The organism is Angustibacter luteus, assembly GCF_039541115.1.
GTDB classification, from domain to species: domain Bacteria; phylum Actinomycetota; class Actinomycetes; order Actinomycetales; family Angustibacteraceae; genus Angustibacter; species Angustibacter luteus.
Map to the genome: position 1 here is coordinate 608,813 of NZ_BAABFP010000007.1, position 17,771 is coordinate 626,583.

At 72.7% G+C, this 17,771-nt stretch carries 18 protein-coding genes; 16 read left to right on the top strand and 2 right to left on the bottom strand.

Going from position 1 to position 17,771, the window contains the following annotated elements:
- The first annotated feature begins 64 nt into the window (after positions 1 to 64).
- The 12 genes from ABEB17_RS17015 (at position 65) to ABEB17_RS17070 (ending at position 14,167) form a co-directional block, all read left to right on the top strand.
- Positions 65 to 1,528 carry an NAD-dependent succinate-semialdehyde dehydrogenase gene (locus ABEB17_RS17015; RefSeq protein WP_345717915.1) on the top strand — a complete coding sequence of 488 codons (1,464 nt, stop codon included), beginning with the start codon at positions 65 to 67 and terminating at the stop codon, positions 1,526 to 1,528.
- 440 nt (positions 1,529 to 1,968) lie between these two features.
- Positions 1,969 to 4,134, top strand: a complete 2,166-nt coding sequence (locus tag ABEB17_RS17020) for a putative bifunctional diguanylate cyclase/phosphodiesterase (RefSeq protein WP_345717916.1) — start codon at positions 1,969 to 1,971, stop codon at positions 4,132 to 4,134.
- Between the two features lie 4 nt (positions 4,135 to 4,138).
- Positions 4,139 to 4,681 (top strand): DUF5317 domain-containing protein, encoded by a 543-nt coding sequence (locus ABEB17_RS17025; protein WP_345717917.1) that lies wholly within the window; start codon positions 4,139 to 4,141, stop codon positions 4,679 to 4,681.
- A 12-nt stretch (positions 4,682 to 4,693) separates the two neighbouring features.
- Complete coding sequence (gene dxr, locus ABEB17_RS17030) at positions 4,694 to 5,851, top strand: 1-deoxy-D-xylulose-5-phosphate reductoisomerase (RefSeq protein WP_345717918.1); 1,158 nt, start codon at positions 4,694 to 4,696, stop codon at positions 5,849 to 5,851.
- Positions 5,848 to 7,266 (top strand): M50 family metallopeptidase, encoded by a 1,419-nt coding sequence (locus ABEB17_RS17035; protein WP_345717919.1) that lies wholly within the window; start codon positions 5,848 to 5,850, stop codon positions 7,264 to 7,266. Before dxr ends, ABEB17_RS17035 begins: the two co-directional genes overlap by 4 nt.
- Positions 7,267 to 7,321: 55 nt before the next feature.
- Entirely contained in the window at positions 7,322 to 8,464 is a 1,143-nt protein-coding gene (gene ispG, locus ABEB17_RS17040) for a flavodoxin-dependent (E)-4-hydroxy-3-methylbut-2-enyl-diphosphate synthase (protein WP_345717920.1), read from the top strand.
- Between the two features lie 51 nt (positions 8,465 to 8,515).
- Positions 8,516 to 9,361 carry a GNAT family N-acetyltransferase gene (locus ABEB17_RS17045; RefSeq protein ID WP_345717960.1) on the top strand — a complete coding sequence of 282 codons (846 nt, stop codon included), beginning with the start codon at positions 8,516 to 8,518 and terminating at the stop codon, positions 9,359 to 9,361.
- A gap of 164 nt (positions 9,362 to 9,525) precedes the next feature.
- Positions 9,526 to 9,687: a ribbon-helix-helix domain-containing protein gene (locus tag ABEB17_RS17050; protein ID WP_345717921.1), complete on the top strand. Its 162-nt coding sequence runs from the start codon at positions 9,526 to 9,528 to the stop codon at positions 9,685 to 9,687.
- On the top strand, positions 9,684 to 10,277 hold the full coding sequence (locus tag ABEB17_RS17055; protein ID WP_345717922.1) for a VOC family protein: 594 nt from the start codon (positions 9,684 to 9,686) through the stop codon (positions 10,275 to 10,277). The genes ABEB17_RS17050 and ABEB17_RS17055 overlap by 4 nt, the downstream gene beginning before the upstream one ends.
- The gene (locus ABEB17_RS17060) at positions 10,274 to 11,542 is read left to right on the top strand and encodes an MFS transporter (RefSeq protein WP_345717923.1); all 1,269 of its coding nucleotides are present in this window, start codon (positions 10,274 to 10,276) and stop codon (positions 11,540 to 11,542) included. The genes ABEB17_RS17055 and ABEB17_RS17060 overlap by 4 nt, the downstream gene beginning before the upstream one ends.
- A gap of 56 nt (positions 11,543 to 11,598) precedes the next feature.
- A complete protein-coding gene (locus tag ABEB17_RS17065; RefSeq protein WP_345717924.1) occupies positions 11,599 to 13,359 on the top strand; it encodes a proline--tRNA ligase in 1,761 nt (586 codons plus the stop codon).
- Positions 13,360 to 13,420: 61 nt separating this feature from the next.
- Positions 13,421 to 14,167 carry a sulfite exporter TauE/SafE family protein gene (locus tag ABEB17_RS17070; RefSeq protein WP_345717961.1) on the top strand — a complete coding sequence of 249 codons (747 nt, stop codon included), beginning with the start codon at positions 13,421 to 13,423 and terminating at the stop codon, positions 14,165 to 14,167.
- A 19-nt stretch (positions 14,168 to 14,186) separates the two neighbouring features.
- Here the strand turns inward: ABEB17_RS17070 and ABEB17_RS17075 are convergent, their stop codons facing one another.
- Together ABEB17_RS17075 and ABEB17_RS17080 are read right to left on the bottom strand one after the other, a co-directional pair.
- Positions 14,187 to 14,690, bottom strand: a complete 504-nt coding sequence (locus ABEB17_RS17075; RefSeq protein WP_345717925.1) for a DUF4439 domain-containing protein — start codon at positions 14,688 to 14,690, stop codon at positions 14,187 to 14,189.
- Positions 14,687 to 15,250 carry a hypothetical protein gene (locus tag ABEB17_RS17080; protein ID WP_345717926.1) on the bottom strand — a complete coding sequence of 188 codons (564 nt, stop codon included), beginning with the start codon at positions 15,248 to 15,250 and terminating at the stop codon, positions 14,687 to 14,689. Before ABEB17_RS17080 ends, ABEB17_RS17075 begins: the two co-directional genes overlap by 4 nt.
- A 123-nt stretch (positions 15,251 to 15,373) precedes the next feature.
- On the opposite strand from ABEB17_RS17080, the gene rimP reads away from it, so the two are divergent.
- From rimP to ABEB17_RS17100, 4 genes are all read left to right on the top strand, one after another.
- On the top strand, positions 15,374 to 15,937 hold the full coding sequence (rimP, locus tag ABEB17_RS17085; RefSeq protein ID WP_345717927.1) for a ribosome maturation factor RimP: 564 nt from the start codon (positions 15,374 to 15,376) through the stop codon (positions 15,935 to 15,937).
- Complete coding sequence (gene nusA, locus ABEB17_RS17090) at positions 15,937 to 16,959, top strand: transcription termination factor NusA (RefSeq protein WP_345717962.1); 1,023 nt, start codon at positions 15,937 to 15,939, stop codon at positions 16,957 to 16,959. The genes rimP and nusA overlap by 1 nt, the downstream gene beginning before the upstream one ends.
- A gap of 92 nt (positions 16,960 to 17,051) precedes the next feature.
- Positions 17,052 to 17,306 (top strand): YlxR family protein, encoded by a 255-nt coding sequence (locus ABEB17_RS17095; protein WP_345717928.1) that lies wholly within the window; start codon positions 17,052 to 17,054, stop codon positions 17,304 to 17,306.
- Positions 17,307 to 17,501: 195 nt separating this feature from the next.
- Positions 17,502 to 17,771 (top strand): translation initiation factor IF-2 N-terminal domain-containing protein (locus ABEB17_RS17100; RefSeq protein ID WP_345717929.1); only part of this gene is annotated, 270 nt, incomplete at its 3' end.

Below are 17,771 nucleotides of genomic sequence, written 5' to 3' on the forward strand. Positions count from 1 at the left end.
CGACCCACCCGTGCGCTGGACTAGCGTCGAGCCGCGACCACCCGACCACCCGAAGGAGCCCGCGGTGACCCAGCAGGACGAGCGACGCGTCGTCGAGGCCGTACCCCAGGGCCTGTTCATCGGCGGTCAGTGGCGGCCGGCGTCCGACGGCGCCGAGCTGAAGGTGCTCGACCCCTCCACCGAAGAGGTGCTGACCACCGTCGCCGACGCCTCGGTGGCCGACGGCCGCGAGGCGCTGGACGCTGCGGTTGCCGCGCAGGCGGGGTGGGCCGCCACGCCGCCGCGCGACCGCGGCGAGATCCTGCGCGCGGCCTACGAGAAGGTCACCGAGCGCGCGGAGGACCTCGCGCTGCTGATGACGCTCGAGATGGGCAAGCCGCTGAAGGAGGCGCTGGGCGAGATCACCTACGGCGCCGAGTTCTTCCGGTGGTTCTCCGAGGAGGCCGTGCGCATCTCCGGTCGCTGGTCGACGGCCCCGAACGGCGCCACCCGGCTGCTCACCATGAAGCAGCCCGTGGGGCCGTGCCTGATGATCACGCCCTGGAACTTCCCGCTCGCGATGGGCACCCGCAAGATCGGCCCCGCCATCGCGGCCGGCTGCACGATGGTGGTCAAGCCGGCGTCCCAGACCCCGCTGACCATGTACGCGCTCGCCCAGATCCTCACCGAGTGCGGGCTGCCGGACGGCGTCCTCAACGTGGTGACGACGTCCCACACCGGCGACGTGATGGAGCCGCTGATCCGCGACCCCCGGCTGCGCAAGCTGACCTTCACCGGGTCCACGCCGGTCGGCCGCCGGCTGGTCGAGCAGTCGGCCGAGGGCCTGCTGCGGGTGTCGATGGAGCTCGGTGGGAACGCCCCGTTCATCGTCTTCGGCGACGCCGACCTGGACCGCGCCGTGGACGGCGCCATGCTCGCCAAGATGCGCAACATCGGCGAGGCCTGCACCGCGGCGAACCGGTTCATCGTGCACGAGTCGGTCTCGGCCGAGTTCTCCGCCCGGCTGGCCGAGCGGATGGGCGCGCTCACCGTCGGTCGGGGGACCGAGGACGGCGTGGACGTCGGTCCGCTGATCGACGGCACCCAGCGGGACAAGGTGGCCGAGCTCGTCCAGGACGCCGTCGACCTCGGGGGCAAGGTCCTCACCGGTGGGGGAGCACTGGACGGCAAGGGCTTCTACTTCGCGCCCACCGTGCTGGGCGACGTCCCGACCCAGGCGCGGGTCTTCGGCGAGGAGATCTTCGGCCCGGTCGCGCCGATCACCACCTTCGCCACGGACGACGAGGCGCTGGCGCTGGCCAACGACACCGAGTACGGGCTGATCGCCTACGCCTTCACCCGCGACCTGGCCCGAGCCCTCGCCGTCGCCGAGGGCCTGGAGACCGGCATGGTCGGGATCAACGCGGGGGTGGTGTCCAACCCGGCGGCGCCGTTCGGCGGCGTCAAGGCCAGCGGGTTCGGTCGCGAGGGCGGCGCCGAGGGCATCGAGGAGTACCTCGAGACCAAGTACGTCGGCATCGCCCCCTGACATCCCCGGCGTCACCCGTTCGGCCCAATCGCTCGGCGTGTCGGTGGCTGGCTGCCCGGGAAAGTCGAAGTTCCCGTGCTGGACTAGTCCGTTCGGGTGCATTCGGGTCCGATCGCACTGACCCGAACGGGTGAGATGCTCACCCACAGGTAGTGAGTTTCGGTAACTTCCTGCGACGTGACGCTGCGTGCGGCTTCAATCGCTCACAGCGATACAGCCCGCCCGGGGCTGCCCCGCATCGCTGAGGAGTGCCGATGAAGAAGAAGTCCCCTGTCAGCGCGGTCGTTCGCCTCAGTGCGGGCGTGCTCCCCGTGATCACCCTGGTGTCGGTGCTCGGCGCCGGCTCCAAGTGGTGGTGATCGCCGTGCTGACGCGCAGCGAAGACACGCAGTACCTGCCCGGTTACAAGTGGGTCTAGGGCCTCGCGCCCGCTGACACCCATGAAGCGACCCTCGCCCCTCGCGCTCTACGTCGCCTGCGTCGCCCTGCTGGGCGCGCTCGTGGCGGCGTGGAGCCTGTGGGGTGTCGGTCTCGCGGAGCTGGCCCGTACCGCCCCGAACCCGGTGTGGTTCCTGGCGGTCGGGCTGGTTCTGGGCGAGCTCATGCCGATCCCCGTGGCCCGCGGGGACGACGAGACGTCCAACGTCACGATGTCGACCACCTTCGCCGTGGCGCTGGTGACCACCGGACCCTTCGCCCTGCTCCTGCTGGTGCACACCATGGCCGTCGCGATCGACGACCTGCGCACCCGCCGGAGCGTGGCCAAGGTGCTGTTCAACTTCGGCCAGTACGCCGTGTCGTTGGCCGCCGCCCGCGCGGCGTTCTGCGTCATCACCGGCACGAGCTTCCACGCCGGCTACACCCCGCTGGACGCCAGCGAGCTGCCCGCGGCCCTCGTCGCGGGCTTCACGTTCATCATGCTCAACAACGGTCTCGTCGCCGTCGTCGTCGCCCTGGCCACCCGCCAGCCGGTGCTGGCGATGCTGCGCGAGGACCTCGCATTCAAGCTCGAGACGTCCAGCGTGCTGCTCGGCCTGGCGCCGGTCGCCGCCGTGCTCGCCGAGATGAGCGGCTGGCTCCTACCCCTGCTCGCGCTGCCTGTCCTGGCGGTCCGCCGCTCCGCGGCGCTGGCCGTGGCCCGGCAGTCCCAGGCCCTGCGCGACGCCCTGACCGGACTGGGCAACCGCGAGCTCTTCTTCGGCCGCGCCGAGCGCATGCTCGCCGCCTACGAGCGCACCGAGAGTCCCTTCGCGGTGCTGATGATCGACCTCGACCACTTCAAGGACATCAACGACACGCTCGGCCACCAGGTCGGTGACCGGGTCATCCAGACGGTCGGTGCCCGCATCGCGCACGCCGGCGGCCCCGACGGCTGCGTCGCCCGGCTCGGTGGCGACGAGTTCGCCATCACCATCCCCGGCGTGGACGTCGCGCAGGCGAGCGCCGCCGCCGAGACGCTGCTGTCCGACATCGTCCGTCCGCTGCACGTCGGCGGCATCCGGATGGTCATCCACGCCAGCGTCGGCATCGCCATGGCCGAGCCCGGCGTCGACGTCACCACGCTGATGCAGCGGGCGGACATCGCCCTCTACGAGGCCAAGCGGGACCGCGCCCGGTGGTGCCTGTACGACGTCCAGTCCTCGACGGCGACCCCCGAGCGCCTCGGGCTGCTCGCCGACCTGCGCGACGCGATCGACCTGCGGCAGATCTCCGTGCACTTCCAGCCGCAGGTCGCGCTCAACGGCGGCCGCGTCTTCGGCGCCGAGGCGCTCGCGCGCTGGGACCACCCCGAGCGCGGCTCGGTCGCGCCCGAGGAGTTCATCGCCCTGGCCGAGCACGCCGGGCTCATCGACCAGGTGACCGACATCGTCCTCGAGGAGTCGCTGGACGCGCTGGCCAGCTGGTCCCAGATGGGCATCGCCGCCCGCGTCTCGGTGAACCTGTCGGCCCGGCAGCTGGCCGACCTGGGGCTGCCCGAGCGGTTGCGTGACGCGTTGCGCCGGCACGGTGTCTCGCCGGGCCAGCTGACCGCGGAGGTGACCGAGGGCAGCATCATGGGCGACCCCCGGCGGGCCGCGCAGGTGCTGCACGAGCTCCGCCAGGAGGGCATCCGGATCGCCGTCGACGACTTCGGCACCGGCTACTCCTCGCTGGCCTACCTGCAGCGCCTGGACCTCGACGAGCTGAAGATCGACCGCAGCTTCGTGCAGTCGATGGGCGCCGTCTCGCGGGACGACGTGCTCGTCCGCTCGATCATCGAGCTCGCGCACAACCTCGGCCTGTCGGTGGTCGCCGAGGGCGTCGAGACCCCGGGGCAGGTCGAACGACTGCGCGAGCTGCAGTGCGACGCCGCCCAGGGCTACCACCTCGGTCGGCCGATGGACCGCGAGATGATGACCGCCTGGCTGCGTCGCGACACCATGCTCGAGCCCCTGCGGCTGCCCGAGGAGGACCACAGCGAGGACACCCTGCACGGTCTCGTGCAGGGGCTGGCCCACCTCGAGCCGTTCGGCCCGGCCGAGGCCGTGCCCGCCGTCCCGGCGACCGGTCGGTCCGGCAAGCCGACCCACCTGCGCGCCGTCCGGTCCGGACAGGGAACGGCGTGATCCGGTGCTGGTCGCCGCGCTCGTAGCGCTCGCCGTCCTGACCGTCCCGCTCAGCGGTGGTCGGTGGTCCGCGCTGGGCTCGCTCCGGTTGCGACACAGCTGGTTGCTGTGGATGGCGCTGCTCGGTCAGGTGCTGGCCCTCGAGGGGCCCGACCTGGGTGGTTGGGCCGCTCTGCTGCACGTCGGCACGTACCTGCTGGCGGGCGCCTTCGTCGTCCTCAACCGCGCCATCCCGGGCCTCTGGCTGATCGCGGCCGGCGGCTTCCTCAACGGCATCACCATCGCGCTGAACGACGGGACGCTGCCGGCGTCGGCGCACGCGCTGCGCGCCGCCGGGCTGCCGGCCGACCACCACCAGTTCGTGAACTCGGGCGTGGTCGGCGGAGCGCACCTGCCGTGGCTCGGCGACGTGTTCGCCTGGCCACAGCCGCTGCCGCTGGCCAACGTGTTCAGCGTGGGCGACGTCCTGCTGGTCGTGGGGGCGTTCTGGGCGATCCACCGGCTGGCCCGGCGCAGCCCGGCCGAGCCGCAGGTCGCCCTCGCGTGACACGCTGACCGCATGAGTCGCAGCGTGGTCCTGCTCGGGTCGACCGGGTCCGTCGGCGAGCAGGCCGTCGACGTCATCACCCGCAACCCCGACCGCTTCACCGTCACCGCCCTGGCCGCGGCCGGGTCCGACGTCCGGCTGCTCGCGGAGCAGGCGGCCCGGCTGCAGGTCCAGCAGGTCGCGGTCGCCCGCGAGGACCGCGCGCCGGAGCTGCGCGCCGCCCTGGAGGCGGCCGGTGCCGGCGCCGAGGTGCTGGCCGGGCCGGACGCCGCCGAGCAGCTGGCCGCCCGCGGTGACGACCTGGTGCTGAACGCGATGACCGGCTCCATCGGGCTGCGTCCCACGTTGGCGGCGCTGGCCGCCGGCAGCACGCTCGCGCTGGCCAACAAGGAGTCGCTGATCGTCGGCGGCCCGCTGGTCAAGGCCGCCGCCGCTCCCGGCCAGATCGTGCCGGTGGACTCCGAGCACTCCGCGCTCGCGCAGTGCCTACGCGGCGGTCGGGAGTCCGAGGTGGCCCGCCTGGTGCTGACGGCCAGCGGCGGGCCCTTCCGTGGCCGGCCGCGGCACGAGCTGGACGACGTCACCCCGGCCCAGGCGCTGGCCCACCCCACCTGGGACATGGGCCGGATGGTCACCACCAACTCGGCGACGCTGGTGAACAAGGGCCTGGAGGTCATCGAGGCGCACCTGCTCTTCGACCTTCCGTTCGAGCGCATCGCCGTCGTGGTGCACCCGCAGTCGATCGTGCACTCGATGGTCGAGTTCACCGACGGCTCGACGCTCGCCCAGTGCTCGCCGCCGGACATGCGGCTGCCCATCGCGCTCGGCCTGGGCTGGCCGGACCGGGTGCCCGGCGCGGCCGCGGCCTGCGACTGGAGCACCGCGAGCACCTGGGAGTTCCTGCCGCTGGACGACGAGGCGTTCCCCGCCGTCGCCCTGGCCCGCCGGGTGGGGTCGGCGGGGTCGACGTACCCGGCGGTGTACAACGCGGCCAACGAGGAGTGCGTGGACGCCTTCCACGACGGCCGGATCCGGTTCACCGCGATCGTCGACACGGTGACGCAGGTGGTCGACGAGCACGAGCCGCCCGCCGGCCCCCTCACCCTGACGGACGTGCTCGAGGCCGAACGGTGGGCGCGGGCTCGAGCGCATGAGAAACTGGGAGTATGACCGTCCTGCTCTACGCCCTCGGCGTGCTGCTGTTCGCCGTGGGTCTCGCGGCGTCCATCGCGCTGCACGAGATCGGGCACCTCGTCCCCGCCAAGAAGTTCGGCGTCAAGGTCACCCAGTACATGGTGGGCTTCGGCCCGACGGCCTGGTCGCGCCGGCGCGGTGAGACCGAGTACGGCGTCAAGTGGGTCCCGCTGGGCGGCTACATCCGGATGATCGGCATGTTCCCGCCGAAGCCCGGACAGGCGCCGGAGGAGGCGCTGCGCGCCACGTCCACCGGGCGGGTCGGGATGATGCTGGACCAGGCGGTGCAGTCCCGCGCCACCCGTCGTGGCACGGCGACCGGTGAGCGTCGGGTGGGCATGGCCGAGGCCGCCCGCCAGCAGTCGATGGACGAGATCCAGCCCGGCGACGAGGCCCGCGTCTTCTACAAGCTCCCCGTGCACCAGAAGATCATCGTGATGCTCGGCGGTCCCACGATGAACCTGCTGATCGGCACCGTCCTGCTGGCGGGCGTCTACATGGCCTACGGCCTGCCGGTCGACAAGCCCGGAGCGCAGGTCGCCGCGGTCAACGAGTGCGTCGTCAGCGCGGACGCGGCCCAGACCCAGACCACCTGCGCCGCAACCGATCCGAAGACCCCCGCGTACGAGGCCGGGCTACGCCCCGGGGACACCATCGTGGCCGTCGCCGGCGAGGACGTGCAGAACAGCGCGGCCGTCGGGCGGCTGATCCGGCCGCGGGTCGGCCAGACCGTGCCCGTCGTCGTCGTCCGGGACGGCGAGCGACTGACGCTGCAGATCACCCCGATCGAGAACACCGTCACCAAGGTGGACGGCGACGGCCAGCCGGTGCTCGGCGCCGACGGAAAGGCCGAGACCGTGCGCGCCGGCTTCCTCGGCGTGAGCACCCAGACCCCCTCGGTGGTCGAGCGGCAGTCGATCACGCAGGTCCCCGGCGAGGTCGGGTCGGCGCTGTCGGCCACCGCCGCCGTCGTGGTGCGGATCCCGCAGAAGATGGTCGGCGTGGTGCAGACCATGAGCTCGGGCGAGCGGGACCCCAACGGCCCGATCAGCGTCGTCGGCGTCGGCCGGATCGCCGGCGAGGTGGCCAGCGCGGACGGCGCGTGGTCAGCCAAGCTCGCCACGATGCTCGGCGTCCTCGCCTCGCTGAACTTCGCGCTGTTCGTGTTCAACCTCATCCCGCTGCTGCCGCTGGACGGCGGACACGTGGCGGGGGCGATCTGGGAGGGTCTGCGACGCACGTGGGCGCGGCTGCGGCACCGGCCGGACCCCGGCCCCGTGGACGTCGCGCGCCTGCTGCCCATCGCCTACGGCGTCGGGACCGTGCTGATCGTGATGTCCGTGATCCTGATCTACGCCGACATCGTCAATCCCATCAAGCTGCTCGGCTGACGCCGGTTTCGACGGCGCGTTCTGCGCTGCGGCGACGGCGGGCGATACTGGAGGCATGAGCGTCTCCCTCGGTATGCCCGCGGCGCCGCCGCCCGTGCTGGCCCCCCGTCGTCCCACCCGCAAGATCAAGGTCGGCAAGGTCGACGTCGGCGGTGACGCGCCGGTCAGCGTGCAGTCGATGACGACCACGCTGACCTCCGACGTGAACTCGACGCTGCAGCAGATCGCCGAGCTGACCGCGGCCGGCTGCGACATCGTCCGGGTGGCCTGCCCGAGCCAGGACGATGCGGAGGCGCTGCCCGCCATCGCGCGCAAGTCGCAGATCCCGGTGATCGCGGACATCCACTTCCAGCCCAAGTACGTGTTCGCGGCGATCGACGCCGGCTGCGCCGCCGTCCGGGTCAACCCGGGCAACATCCGCAAGTTCGACGACCAGGTCGGGGCGATCGCGAAGGCGGCCAAGGACGCCGGCGTCTCGATCCGGATCGGCGTGAACGCCGGCTCCCTCGACCCGCGCCTGCTGGAGAAGTACGGCAAGGCGACGCCCGAGGCGCTCGTCGAGTCCGCCGTCTGGGAGGCCTCGTTGTTCGAGGAGCACGACTTCCACGACTTCAAGATCTCGGTCAAGCACAACGACCCGGTGGTCATGGTGCGCGCGTACGAGCTGCTCTCCGAGCGCGGGGACTGGCCGCTGCACCTCGGGGTGACCGAGGCCGGCCCGGCGTTCCAGGGCACGATCAAGTCCGCCACCGCGTTCGGTGCGCTGCTCTCGCGCGGCATCGGGGACACGATCCGGGTCTCGCTGTCGGCCCCGCCGGTCGAGGAGGTCAAGGTCGGCATCCAGATCCTGCAGTCGCTGAACCTGCGGCCGCGCAAGCTCGAGATCGTCTCCTGCCCGTCGTGCGGGCGGGCTCAGGTCGACGTCTACAAGCTCGCGGAGGAGGTCACCGCCGGGCTCGAGGGCATGGAGGTGCCGCTGCGCGTCGCGGTGATGGGCTGCGTGGTGAACGGGCCGGGCGAGGCCCGCGAGGCCGACCTGGGGGTGGCGTCCGGCAACGGCAAGGGGCAGATCTTCGTCCGCGGCGAAGTCGTCAAGACGGTCCCCGAGGCGATGATCGTGGAGACGCTGATCGAGGAGGCCATGCGCATCGCCGAGACGATGGAGGCCGAGGGCGAACCCACCGTCAGCGTCTCGTGACTCGCTTGGTGGTCGACACGCGGCGGTCCGGCACGGCACGCTGAGCCCGTGCTGCGAACTGCCACCTCTCTGCGCACCCTCGGGCGCGCCGACCGCGACGACGTGCTGGCGCTGTGCGCCCAGGCACCCGTGGTCAACGTCATGGTCGCCGAGCGGGTGGAGCTGGTCGGCTCGGAGCCCGTCCGGCTGGGCGGTGAGCTGTGGGGCATGTTCGAGCAGGGGGAGCTGACCAGCGCGTGCTGGTCCGGCGCGAACCTGATCCCCGTCGGTCCCTGCAGCGATGCGGCCCTGGACGCCTTCGCGAGCCGGGCCAAGCGGTCCGGCGTCCCGTACTCGTCGATGTTCGGCGAGGCCGAGCACGTCCTCGGACTGTGGTCCCGGTTGCAGGCCGCGGGCTGGCGCGCGCGGGACGTGCGCGCCTGTCAGCCGCTGTTCGCCACTGACCGGGTACCCGACGTCGCGCCGGACCCCCTGGTCGGCCGGGCCGGTCCGGACGACCTGCTGACCGTGCTCCCGGCGTCCGTCGCGATGTTCACCGAGGAGGTCGGCTACTCGCCGATGGCGGCGGACGGTGGACTGTCCTACCGCCGGCGGGTGGCGGAGCTGCTGCGTCAGGGGCGGATGTTCGTGCGCCGCGACGGCGACGGCGTGGTGTTCAAGGCGGACCTGGGGTCGGTCAGCTCCTCGGTCGCGCAGGTGCACGGGGTCTGGGTGGACCCCCGCTACCGCGGCCAGGGCATCGCCGCGCCGGCCATGGCGGCCGTGGTCGCCGCGGCGCTGCGCTCGGACGCCCGCACCGTCTCGCTCTACGTGAACGACTACAACCACCGCGCGCTCGCCGTGTACTCGAAGGTCGGCTTCACCCAGGTGGGCACCTTCGCGACGGTCCTCTTCTAGGTCTGACCGCACACCCCAACCCCGCGGTGATCATGCACAGTCGCCCCGACACGTCGACGCGTCGGGGCGAACGTGCATGATCACCGCGGGGTTGGGGTGGCCGAATGGGGAGTTGTGCCGGGGGCCGCTTGACGGAGGCGACTTAGGATGCTAGCAATATAGCCGTGAGCGACGTCGAAGCCGTGCCGAAGGTGCAGTTCAACGTCTACCTGCCGCCTGGGCTGGTGCGCCGCATCAAGCACCTGGCGGTCGACGAGGGGGCGAGCCTGTCCGCACTCGTCGAGCGCGCGCTCACCGCGTACGCCGACGCCGAGGAGGCCTCGTGAACGACGTGACCCTGCGTCCGGTGCGCTTCACGGACGACGTCGCCGGCACCCGCGCGTACTTCGAGCAGCAGGGGCTCGCCGCCCGGGTCGTCGCGGTCGGGGGCGGCTGGGTCGACCTGGTCGCCGGCGGCGGCGGGATGCTGGCGCTGCACGACGCGGCGTCCAGCTCGACCGAGCAACCCAGCGGACGCACGACCCTGTCCGCCGAGTGCCAGGACGCCGAGGCGTTGGCCGAGCGGTTGCGCGAGGCCGGGTTCGACGACGCCACCGTGTACGACGAGGGCTATGGCCGGGTGCTGGTGGTCACCGACCCCGACGGCGGTCTGGTCCAGGTCGACGAGCGCCAGGACGACCTCCACGGCTACCACCACCTCGACGTCTCCGGTGCCGATCCGGCCGTGTCCGTGCGGGTGGTCCTCGACTCGCCGGACGTGGCTCGCTACCGGGCCTTTCTCGAGGCGCTCGGGCTCGCGGCCGCGGTCGAGCTGCACGAGCAGGAACCGCAGGACGTGCGGGCGACCGCGCCGGACGGCCGCCCCCGCCGCCCGGCCGTCGTCCGGCTGCAGCTGTCGGCCCGTCCGCGCCCGTGAGCGACCCCACGGTCGCCGACTCGCTCGGCCGAATGCTGCGCGCGGACCGCGACTTCCGGCGCTACTTCGTCGCCCGCATCGTGTCCCTCGGCGGCGCGGTGGTCACGGTGGTGGCCCTGCCCGTGCTGGTCTACCGGCTGAGCGGCTCGGCCTTGCTGACCGCGTCCGTCACCGCACTGGAGGCGCTTCCCTACCTGCTCTTCGGCCTGGTCGCCGGCGCACTGACCGACCGCTGGGACCGACAACGCGTCATGGTGTCCAGCGACCTGGTGAACGCCGTGCTCATCGGGTCGATCCCGCTCGCGTGGTGGCTGGGCGCGCTGACCGTCTGGCACGTGCTCGTCGTGGCCTTCTGCGCGCAGGCGGTGTTCACGTTCTTCGACGGAGCGAACTTCGGCGCCCTTCCGGTGCTGGTCGGCCGCGAGCGGGTCGCGGTGGCCAGCGCCGGCGTCTGGGCCGTGGCGAGCGTGGTGGAGGTCGTGGCACCCCCCGCGGCGGCGACGGCGATCGGCGTGCTCGGCCCGGCGAACCTCCTCGTCGTGGACGCGCTCAGCTTCGTCGCGTCCGCACTCGCCGTGCGGGGCATCAGCCGCGCCCTGCACGACCGCGACCGGCATCGCGAGCCGGCGACCGTGCGGTCGGTGCTGGACGACGTCCGCGAGGGTCTGCGGTTCCTGCTCGCCCATGCGGGCGTGCGCACCATGACCCTGGTGGGCACGCTGCAGTCCGCGGCGGGCGGCGGGTTCGTGGCCCTCATGGTGGTGTGGGCGGACCGCACGCTGGGCATCGGGACCTCCGGGCTGCGGTTCGGCGTGCTCTTCGGCGTGTGGGGCATCGGCGGTGCCCTCGCCGCGGTCCTGCTGCCGCGGCTGCTGTCCTGGCTGGGACCCGAGTGGCTGTGCCTGTGGGCGCTACCCGCCTCGGCCGTGCTCGGCGTGCTCACCGCACTCGCACCCACCTGGCAGCTGGGCGCGCTCGGCCTGGGGTGCTGGGGCGTGGCGTACTCGCTGGTGGTGGTCAACTCGATCACCTACCGCCAGATGGTCACGCCGGAGCCGCTGCTCGGGCGGGTCAACACCACGGGCCGGATGCTGTCCTGGGGCCTGGGCTGGACCGGCGGCGCGCTGGTCGCCGGCCTGCTCGCGACCCACGCCGGCACTCGCGCGGCGCTGGTCGCGATGGCCTCCCTGAGCCTCGTTGCCGTCCTGGTGGCCTGGACGTCGCCACTGCGCCGGGCGTCCCGCCCGCGGCGGATATCCGTGTGAGGTCACCGGGGCCCGACGACTACGCTCGGGTGCCACCCCCGAACCAAGGAGACCCCGTGATCGCGCGCATGTCGACGTTGTTCCTTCGCACCCTGCGTGAGGACCCGTCGGACGCCGAGGTCCCCAGCCACCGCCTGCTGGTCCGCGCCGGCTACATCCGTCGCGCGGCGCCGGGCATCTACACCTGGCTGCCGCTGGGCCTTCGGGTGCTGCGCAAGGTCGAGGCGATCGTCCGGGAGGAGATGGACGCGGCCGGCTTCCAGGAGCTGCAGTTCCCGGCCCTGCTGCCGCGCGAGCCGTACGACGCGACCGGCCGCTGGACGGAGTACGGCGACAACATCTTCCGCCTGAAGGACCGCAAGGGCGGCGACTACCTGCTCGGCCCGACGCACGAGGAGATGTTCACCCTCACGGTCAAGGACCTGTACTCGTCCTACAAGGACCTGCCGCTCTCGCTCTACCAGATCCAGAACAAGTACCGCGACGAGGCGCGTCCGCGCGCGGGCCTGCTGCGCGGGCGCGAGTTCATCATGAAGGACTCGTACTCCTTCGACGTGGACGACGCCGGGCTGCAGCGCTCCTACGAAGCGCACCGGGCGGCGTACATCAAGATCTTCGACCGGCTCGGCATGGACTACGTGATCGTCGCTGCCATGTCCGGCGCGATGGGCGGCAGCGCCAGCGAGGAGTTCTTGGCCAACGCGGTCAACGGCGAGGACACGTACGTGCGCTCGGCGGGGGGCTACGCCGCCAACGTCGAGGCGGTGGTCACCGTGCCGCCGCCCGCGGCGGACGCGACCGGCATCCGGGCCGCACACGTCGAGGACACCCCGGACACCCCGACGATCGACTCGCTGGTGCAGGCCGCCCGCGGGCTCTTCCCGGACCGCGAGTGGTCGGCCGCGGACACGCTGAAGAACGTCGTCTTCATGCTGACCCACCCGGACGGCAGCCGGGAGCCGCTCGTCGTCGGCCTGCCCGGCGACCGGGACGTGGACACCAAGCGCCTGGGCGCGCAGCTCGAGCCCGTCGAGGCCGAGGTGTTCACCGACGCCGACTTCGCGAAGTACCCGGCGCTGGTCAAGGGCTACATCGGCCCGCAGGCGCTGGGCGAGGCCAGCGAGAGCGGCATCCGGTACCTCGTCGACCCGCGCGTCGTCGACGGCACGGCCTGGGTGACCGGCGCCAACGTCGCGGGCCGGCACGTCTTCGACCTCGTGGCCGGCCGCGACTTCACGGCCGACGGGACGATCGAGGCCGCCGAGGTGCGGGCCGGCGACCTCGCACCGGACGGCTCGGGTCCGCTCGAGCTGGCCCGCGGCATCGAGATCGGCCACATCTTCCAGCTCGGCCGCAAGTACGCCGAGGCGCTCGGGCTGAAGGTGCTGGACGAGAACGGCAAGCAGGTCACCGTGACCATGGGCTCCTACGGCATCGGGGTGTCCCGCGCGGTCGCCTCGGTCGCGGAGAACAGCCACGACGACCTCGGTCTGGTGTGGCCGCGGGCGATCTCGCCGTACGACGTGCACGTGCTCGCGACCGGCAAGGACGAGGCGATCTTCCAGCGGGCGCAGCAGCTGGCCGACGAGCTCTCGAGCCGGGGTCTGGACGTGCTCTACGACGACCGGCCGAAGGTCTCGCCCGGGGTGAAGTTCAAGGACTCCGAGCTGATCGGGGTGCCGACGATCCTGGTCGTGGGCAAGGGGCTGGCGGACGGCGTGGTCGAGCTCAAGGACCGCGCGAGCGGGCAGCGCGAGGACGTCCCGCTGGCCGACGCGGTCGAGCGGGTCGTGGCCGTGACCCGCGTGGCCGGCTGACCCGCACCCGTTGAGCTGGCTCGGGCTGCCGGCGGACGTCGGCACGGGCGCCGTCGTCCTCATGCTGGTGGCCGCCCTGGTCGCCGGCTGGGTGGACGCCGTCGCCGGCGGTGGTGGGCTGGTGCAGCTGCCCGCGCTCCTCATCGGCCTGGGCCCCGGCAGTCCGGCGATCGCGTCGCTGGCGACCAACAAGCTCGCCTCGATCTGCGGGACGGCGACCAGCTCGGTCACGTACTACCGGCGGGTGCATCCGGACCTGCGCACGGCGTTGCCGATGGCGGGCTTCGCCCTGGGCGGGGCGCTGCTCGGCGCCACCGTCGCGTCGCGCCTGCCCTCGGACTGGATCCGGCCCATCGTGATCGTCGCGCTGGTGGCTGTGCTGGCGTACACCATCCGGCACCCGAGCCTGGGGGCGGAGACGGTGCTGCGGCACTCGGGACGGCGGCACCACGTGACCACGGGCGGCATCGGCTTCGTCATCGGGGTGTACGACGGTGCGATCGGGCCGGGCACCGGGTCGTTCTTGGTGTTCGCCCTGGTCGGCTGGGTCGGCTACGCCTTCCTGGAGGCCAGCGCGAAGGCGAAGATCACCAACTTCGCGACCAACCTCGGCGCGCTGATCGTGTTCGCCCCGCAGGGCGTGGTGCTCTGGCGGCTGGGCCTGCTGATGGGCCTGGCCAACCTGCTGGGCGGCTACGTCGGGGCGCGCACCGCCGTCGCCCGGGGCCACCGCTTCATCCGGGTCGTGTTCGTCGCCGTGTCGTCCGTGCTGATCGTGCGGCTCGGCTACGACGTCGTCCAGGGCTGACCGGCACGCCGACGACGGCTCAGCGCCCTGCGCGCTCGGGCATCCCCGGGAACGTCTGTGCGCGGGCGCCCCACGTGCGGGCGGCCACGGCGCTCTCGGCCAGCCAGCGGCTCGCCTCGACCCGGGCAGCGGCCGGAGACGCGGCGACGAGGTCGGCGTTCGCGTCGGCGACGGCGGTCTCGACGTGCACCGCGAGCTTGCGCGACTGGGCCGGCGTGCCCACCGCGAACGGCAGCTGGTACGCCGGAGGCGCCGGCTTCGGGGTCTGCTGGGCGACGGATAGCCGCGCTGCCACCAGGTCGCGGCGGGCTGCGTGCCGCTGCAGCGCGGTCAGCGCCTCGTCCCGGTCCGCGGCAGCGCCCTGCGCGCCGACCACCCCGTAGGCGTACACGGCCGCCTGCTCGGCGGCCAGGACGGCGGCGAGCGCGGTCGCCTGCGCCGCTGGCATCGTCGTCGGGTCCGCACCGGGCGAGGTGGACGTCCCGGTGGCGGCGACGGCCGCGGTCGGCTGCGCGGCGCTCATGTGGTCGCCCCGCGGGCGAGGCGCTCCAGGACGTCGGCGTGCACGGTGCGGCAGGCGGCGACCGACGCGAGCAGGCGAGCGACGTCCGGGCTGACCCGGCCCAGGTCAGCCTCGACGGCGGTGGCGCCCTGCCGTTCAGCGAGCGCCTGACGGCCCAGCGCCGTCCGCCTCGTCGCGCCGCCGCTGCTGACGCCTGGGGTGGATGCGGGGCTGGACGTCGCGGTGCTGGTGGCCCGGCCGCCGCCGGCGGCGGGCACGGGGCGCAGGGCCGCAGCGTGCTCGCGGTGCTGGGCGGCGATGAGCGTCAGCTGGCGGGCGTCGTCCGGCCGCAGCTTGGCCGTGGCCCCGGCGCTCGCGGCCAACGCGTCCGCCTGCGCGGCAACCCGCTCCCGGGCGAGCTCGTCCGGGCTGGGCGCGGGCATCGTCGGGTCGGCGTCCGGTTGGCCCACCCGGAGCGCGCAGCCGCTCAGGGCCAGCAGCGCGGGGGCGGTCAGCCCGGTGCGGACGACCTGCCTCCGGGTCAGCTCGACGTCCCCCACGGGCCGCTGGTCAGCAGGCACGTCACGAATCCTCGCACGTCCCGGTTGTGGGTAGGGTTGTGGTGCGGTGACGGGGTTCGCCGCACCAATCGAGAACAGCGGCGGGAGGCTCCAGTGGCCAGGCAGAACCCGGCAGGTGAGGCGTTGGCCGACTCGGTTCGGCAGACGCTCGAGCCGGTCGTCCAGGGCCTCGGGCTGGCACTCGAGGAGGTCTCGGTCTCGTCCGCCGGTTCCCGGCGGGTGCTGCGGGTGGTGCTCGACAGCCCGGACCCCACGGACGGGCGGCCGGCGCAGTCGCCGACGTTGGACTCCGTGGCCGAGGCCTCGCGCGGGATCTCGGCGGTGCTGGACTCCGGTGACGTCATGGGGCAGGCGCCGTACGTGCTCGAGGTGTCCACGCCCGGGGTCGACCGTCCGCTGACCCTCCCGCGGCACTTCGCCCGAAACCTCCAGCGGCTCGTGGAGGTGACCCTCACCGACGGGTCCAGCGTCTCCGGTCGGGTGAGCGAGGTCGGCGAGAGCCTGGCGCTCGAGGTGGCCGGCGCCAAGAAGGGCAGCCCGACCAAGTCGCGGACGCTCGCCTGGGAGGAGGTCGCCCGGGGCCAGGTGCAGGTGGAGTTCCGCCGGCTGGACGACGCGGCCGAGGACGCGGTTGATGACGGCGCTGACGGCGCTGATGATGCGGTTGACGACGAGGACGGCGAGTGATGGACATCGACCTGGCCGCGCTGCGGCTCATCGAGCGTGAGAAGGACATCCCGGCGGGCGTGCTGATCAGCGCGATCGAGCAGGCGATGCTCGTGGCCTACCACCGCACCGAGGGGGCGCAGCCGAACGCCCGTGTCGAGCTGGACCGATCCTCGGGGCACGTCGTGGTGTGGGCCCGCGAGCAGCTCGAGAACGGCGAGGACCGCGAGTACGACGACACCCCCGAGGGCTTCGGCCGGATCGCCGCCTCGACGGCCCGGCAGGTCATCCTGCAGCGGCTGCGCGATGTCGAGGACGAGCACGTGCTGGGCGAGTTCCGCGGCCGCGAGGGTGACGTGGTCGGCGGCGTCATCCAGCAGGGCTCGGACCCACGGACCGTGCTGGTCGACCTCGGCACGGTCGAGGGCGTGCTGCCGCAGACCGAGCAGGTGCCGGGCGAGGAGTACGTGCACGGTGAGCGCCTGCGCTGCTTCGTGGTCGCCGTCCGCAAGGGCGCCAAGGGACCGCAGATCCAGCTCTCCCGGACCCACCCGAACCTCGTGCGCAAGCTGTTCGCGCTCGAGGTCCCGGAGATCGCGGACGGCAGCGTCGAGATCATGGCACTGGCCCGCGAGGCCGGGCACCGGACCAAGATCGCGGTGCGCACGTCCATCGCCGGGCTGAACGCGAAGGGTGCCTGCATCGGCCCGATGGGTCAGCGCGTGCGGGCCGTCATGTCCGAGCTGCACGGCGAGAAGATCGACATCGTCGACTGGGACGACGAGCCGGCGGCGTTCGTGGCGCACGCCCTGTCGCCGGCGCGGGTGAACGAGGTGATCGTGGTCGACCAGGTGGCGCGCTCCGCCCGGGTGATCGTGCCGGACTACCAGCTGTCGTTGGCGATCGGCAAGGAGGGCCAGAACGCGCGCCTGGCCGCCAAGCTCACCGGGTGGCGGATCGATATCCGTCCTGATACCCAGGACGACGCTCCGGCGGGCCCGGCGGTAGAGCCGGAACGGGCCGCCGAGCCGGCCGGCGAGTGACCTCGAGGAACGGCCCCGCGCCCGGACGCGGTAGAGTGTCCGGGACCGAGCGCGCAGCGGAGGCGCTCACGCACGTGCCTGTCCGGCGCTGCGTGGGTTGCCGACAGCCGGGTGAGCGGTCTGTCCTCCTGCGGTTCGCCGTGGCCGAGGTCGACGGCCAGCAGACCGTCGTCCACGACCCCGCCCGGACCCTGCCGGGGCGCGGCGCCTGGCTGCACCCGGACGAGGACTGCTGGCAGCTGGCCCTTCGCCGTTCGGCGTTCGGTCGGGCGCTGCGGTCCCCGGCGAGGCTCGACCAGGTGGGAATCAGCGAGGTCATCGCCGCGCTGAGCCCTGAGCACGACTGAACGAGCAGTCAGAGTCACCCCGATCCCGAACCTGGGAGCGGGCACCACACGTCACCGTCACCGTCGGCGGGACGCGAGCAACCGGAAGCGGGTCAGACGCTGATGAGCACCCGATGAGCACCCAGCGATGAACACCCCCCAGCACTAACGACGGTCCGCGCCTGTCCTGGCCCGGACCAGAAGACAGGGAGAGACGTGGCAAAGGTCCGGGTCTACGAGCTCGCGAAAGAGCTCGGAGTCGAGAGCAAGGTCATCATGACCAAGCTCAACGAGATGGGCGAGTTCGTCCGGTCGGCATCGTCGACCGTCGAGCCGCCCGTGGTGCGCCGCCTGCGTGAGCAGATGCCGGCCGCCGAAGAGGCCGCGCCGGCGAAGAAGGCCGCCGCCAAGAAGGCGGCCCCCAAGGCCGCCACCCCCGCCGCGCCCGAGGCGGCGTCCGCGCCGGCCGAGGCTCCGGCCGCAGCC

Excerpts from the sequence above, each read along its gene's own strand:
- ABEB17_RS17020 (WP_345717916.1), top strand. The coding sequence starts at position 1,969 with ATGAAGCGACCCTCGCCCCTCGCGCTCTACGTCGCCTGCGTCGCCCTG.
- dxr (WP_345717918.1), top strand. The coding sequence starts at position 4,694 with ATGAGTCGCAGCGTGGTCCTGCTCGGGTCGACCGGGTCCGTCGGCGAG.
- ABEB17_RS17035 (WP_345717919.1), top strand. The coding sequence starts at position 5,848 with ATGACCGTCCTGCTCTACGCCCTCGGCGTGCTGCTGTTCGCCGTGGGT.
- ispG (WP_345717920.1), top strand. The coding sequence starts at position 7,322 with ATGAGCGTCTCCCTCGGTATGCCCGCGGCGCCGCCGCCCGTGCTGGCC.
- ABEB17_RS17070 (WP_345717961.1), top strand. The coding sequence starts at position 13,421 with ATGCTGGTGGCCGCCCTGGTCGCCGGCTGGGTGGACGCCGTCGCCGGC.
- ABEB17_RS17075 (WP_345717925.1), bottom strand. The coding sequence starts at position 14,690 with ATGAGCGCCGCGCAGCCGACCGCGGCCGTCGCCGCCACCGGGACGTCC.
- nusA (WP_345717962.1), top strand. The coding sequence starts at position 15,937 with ATGGACATCGACCTGGCCGCGCTGCGGCTCATCGAGCGTGAGAAGGAC.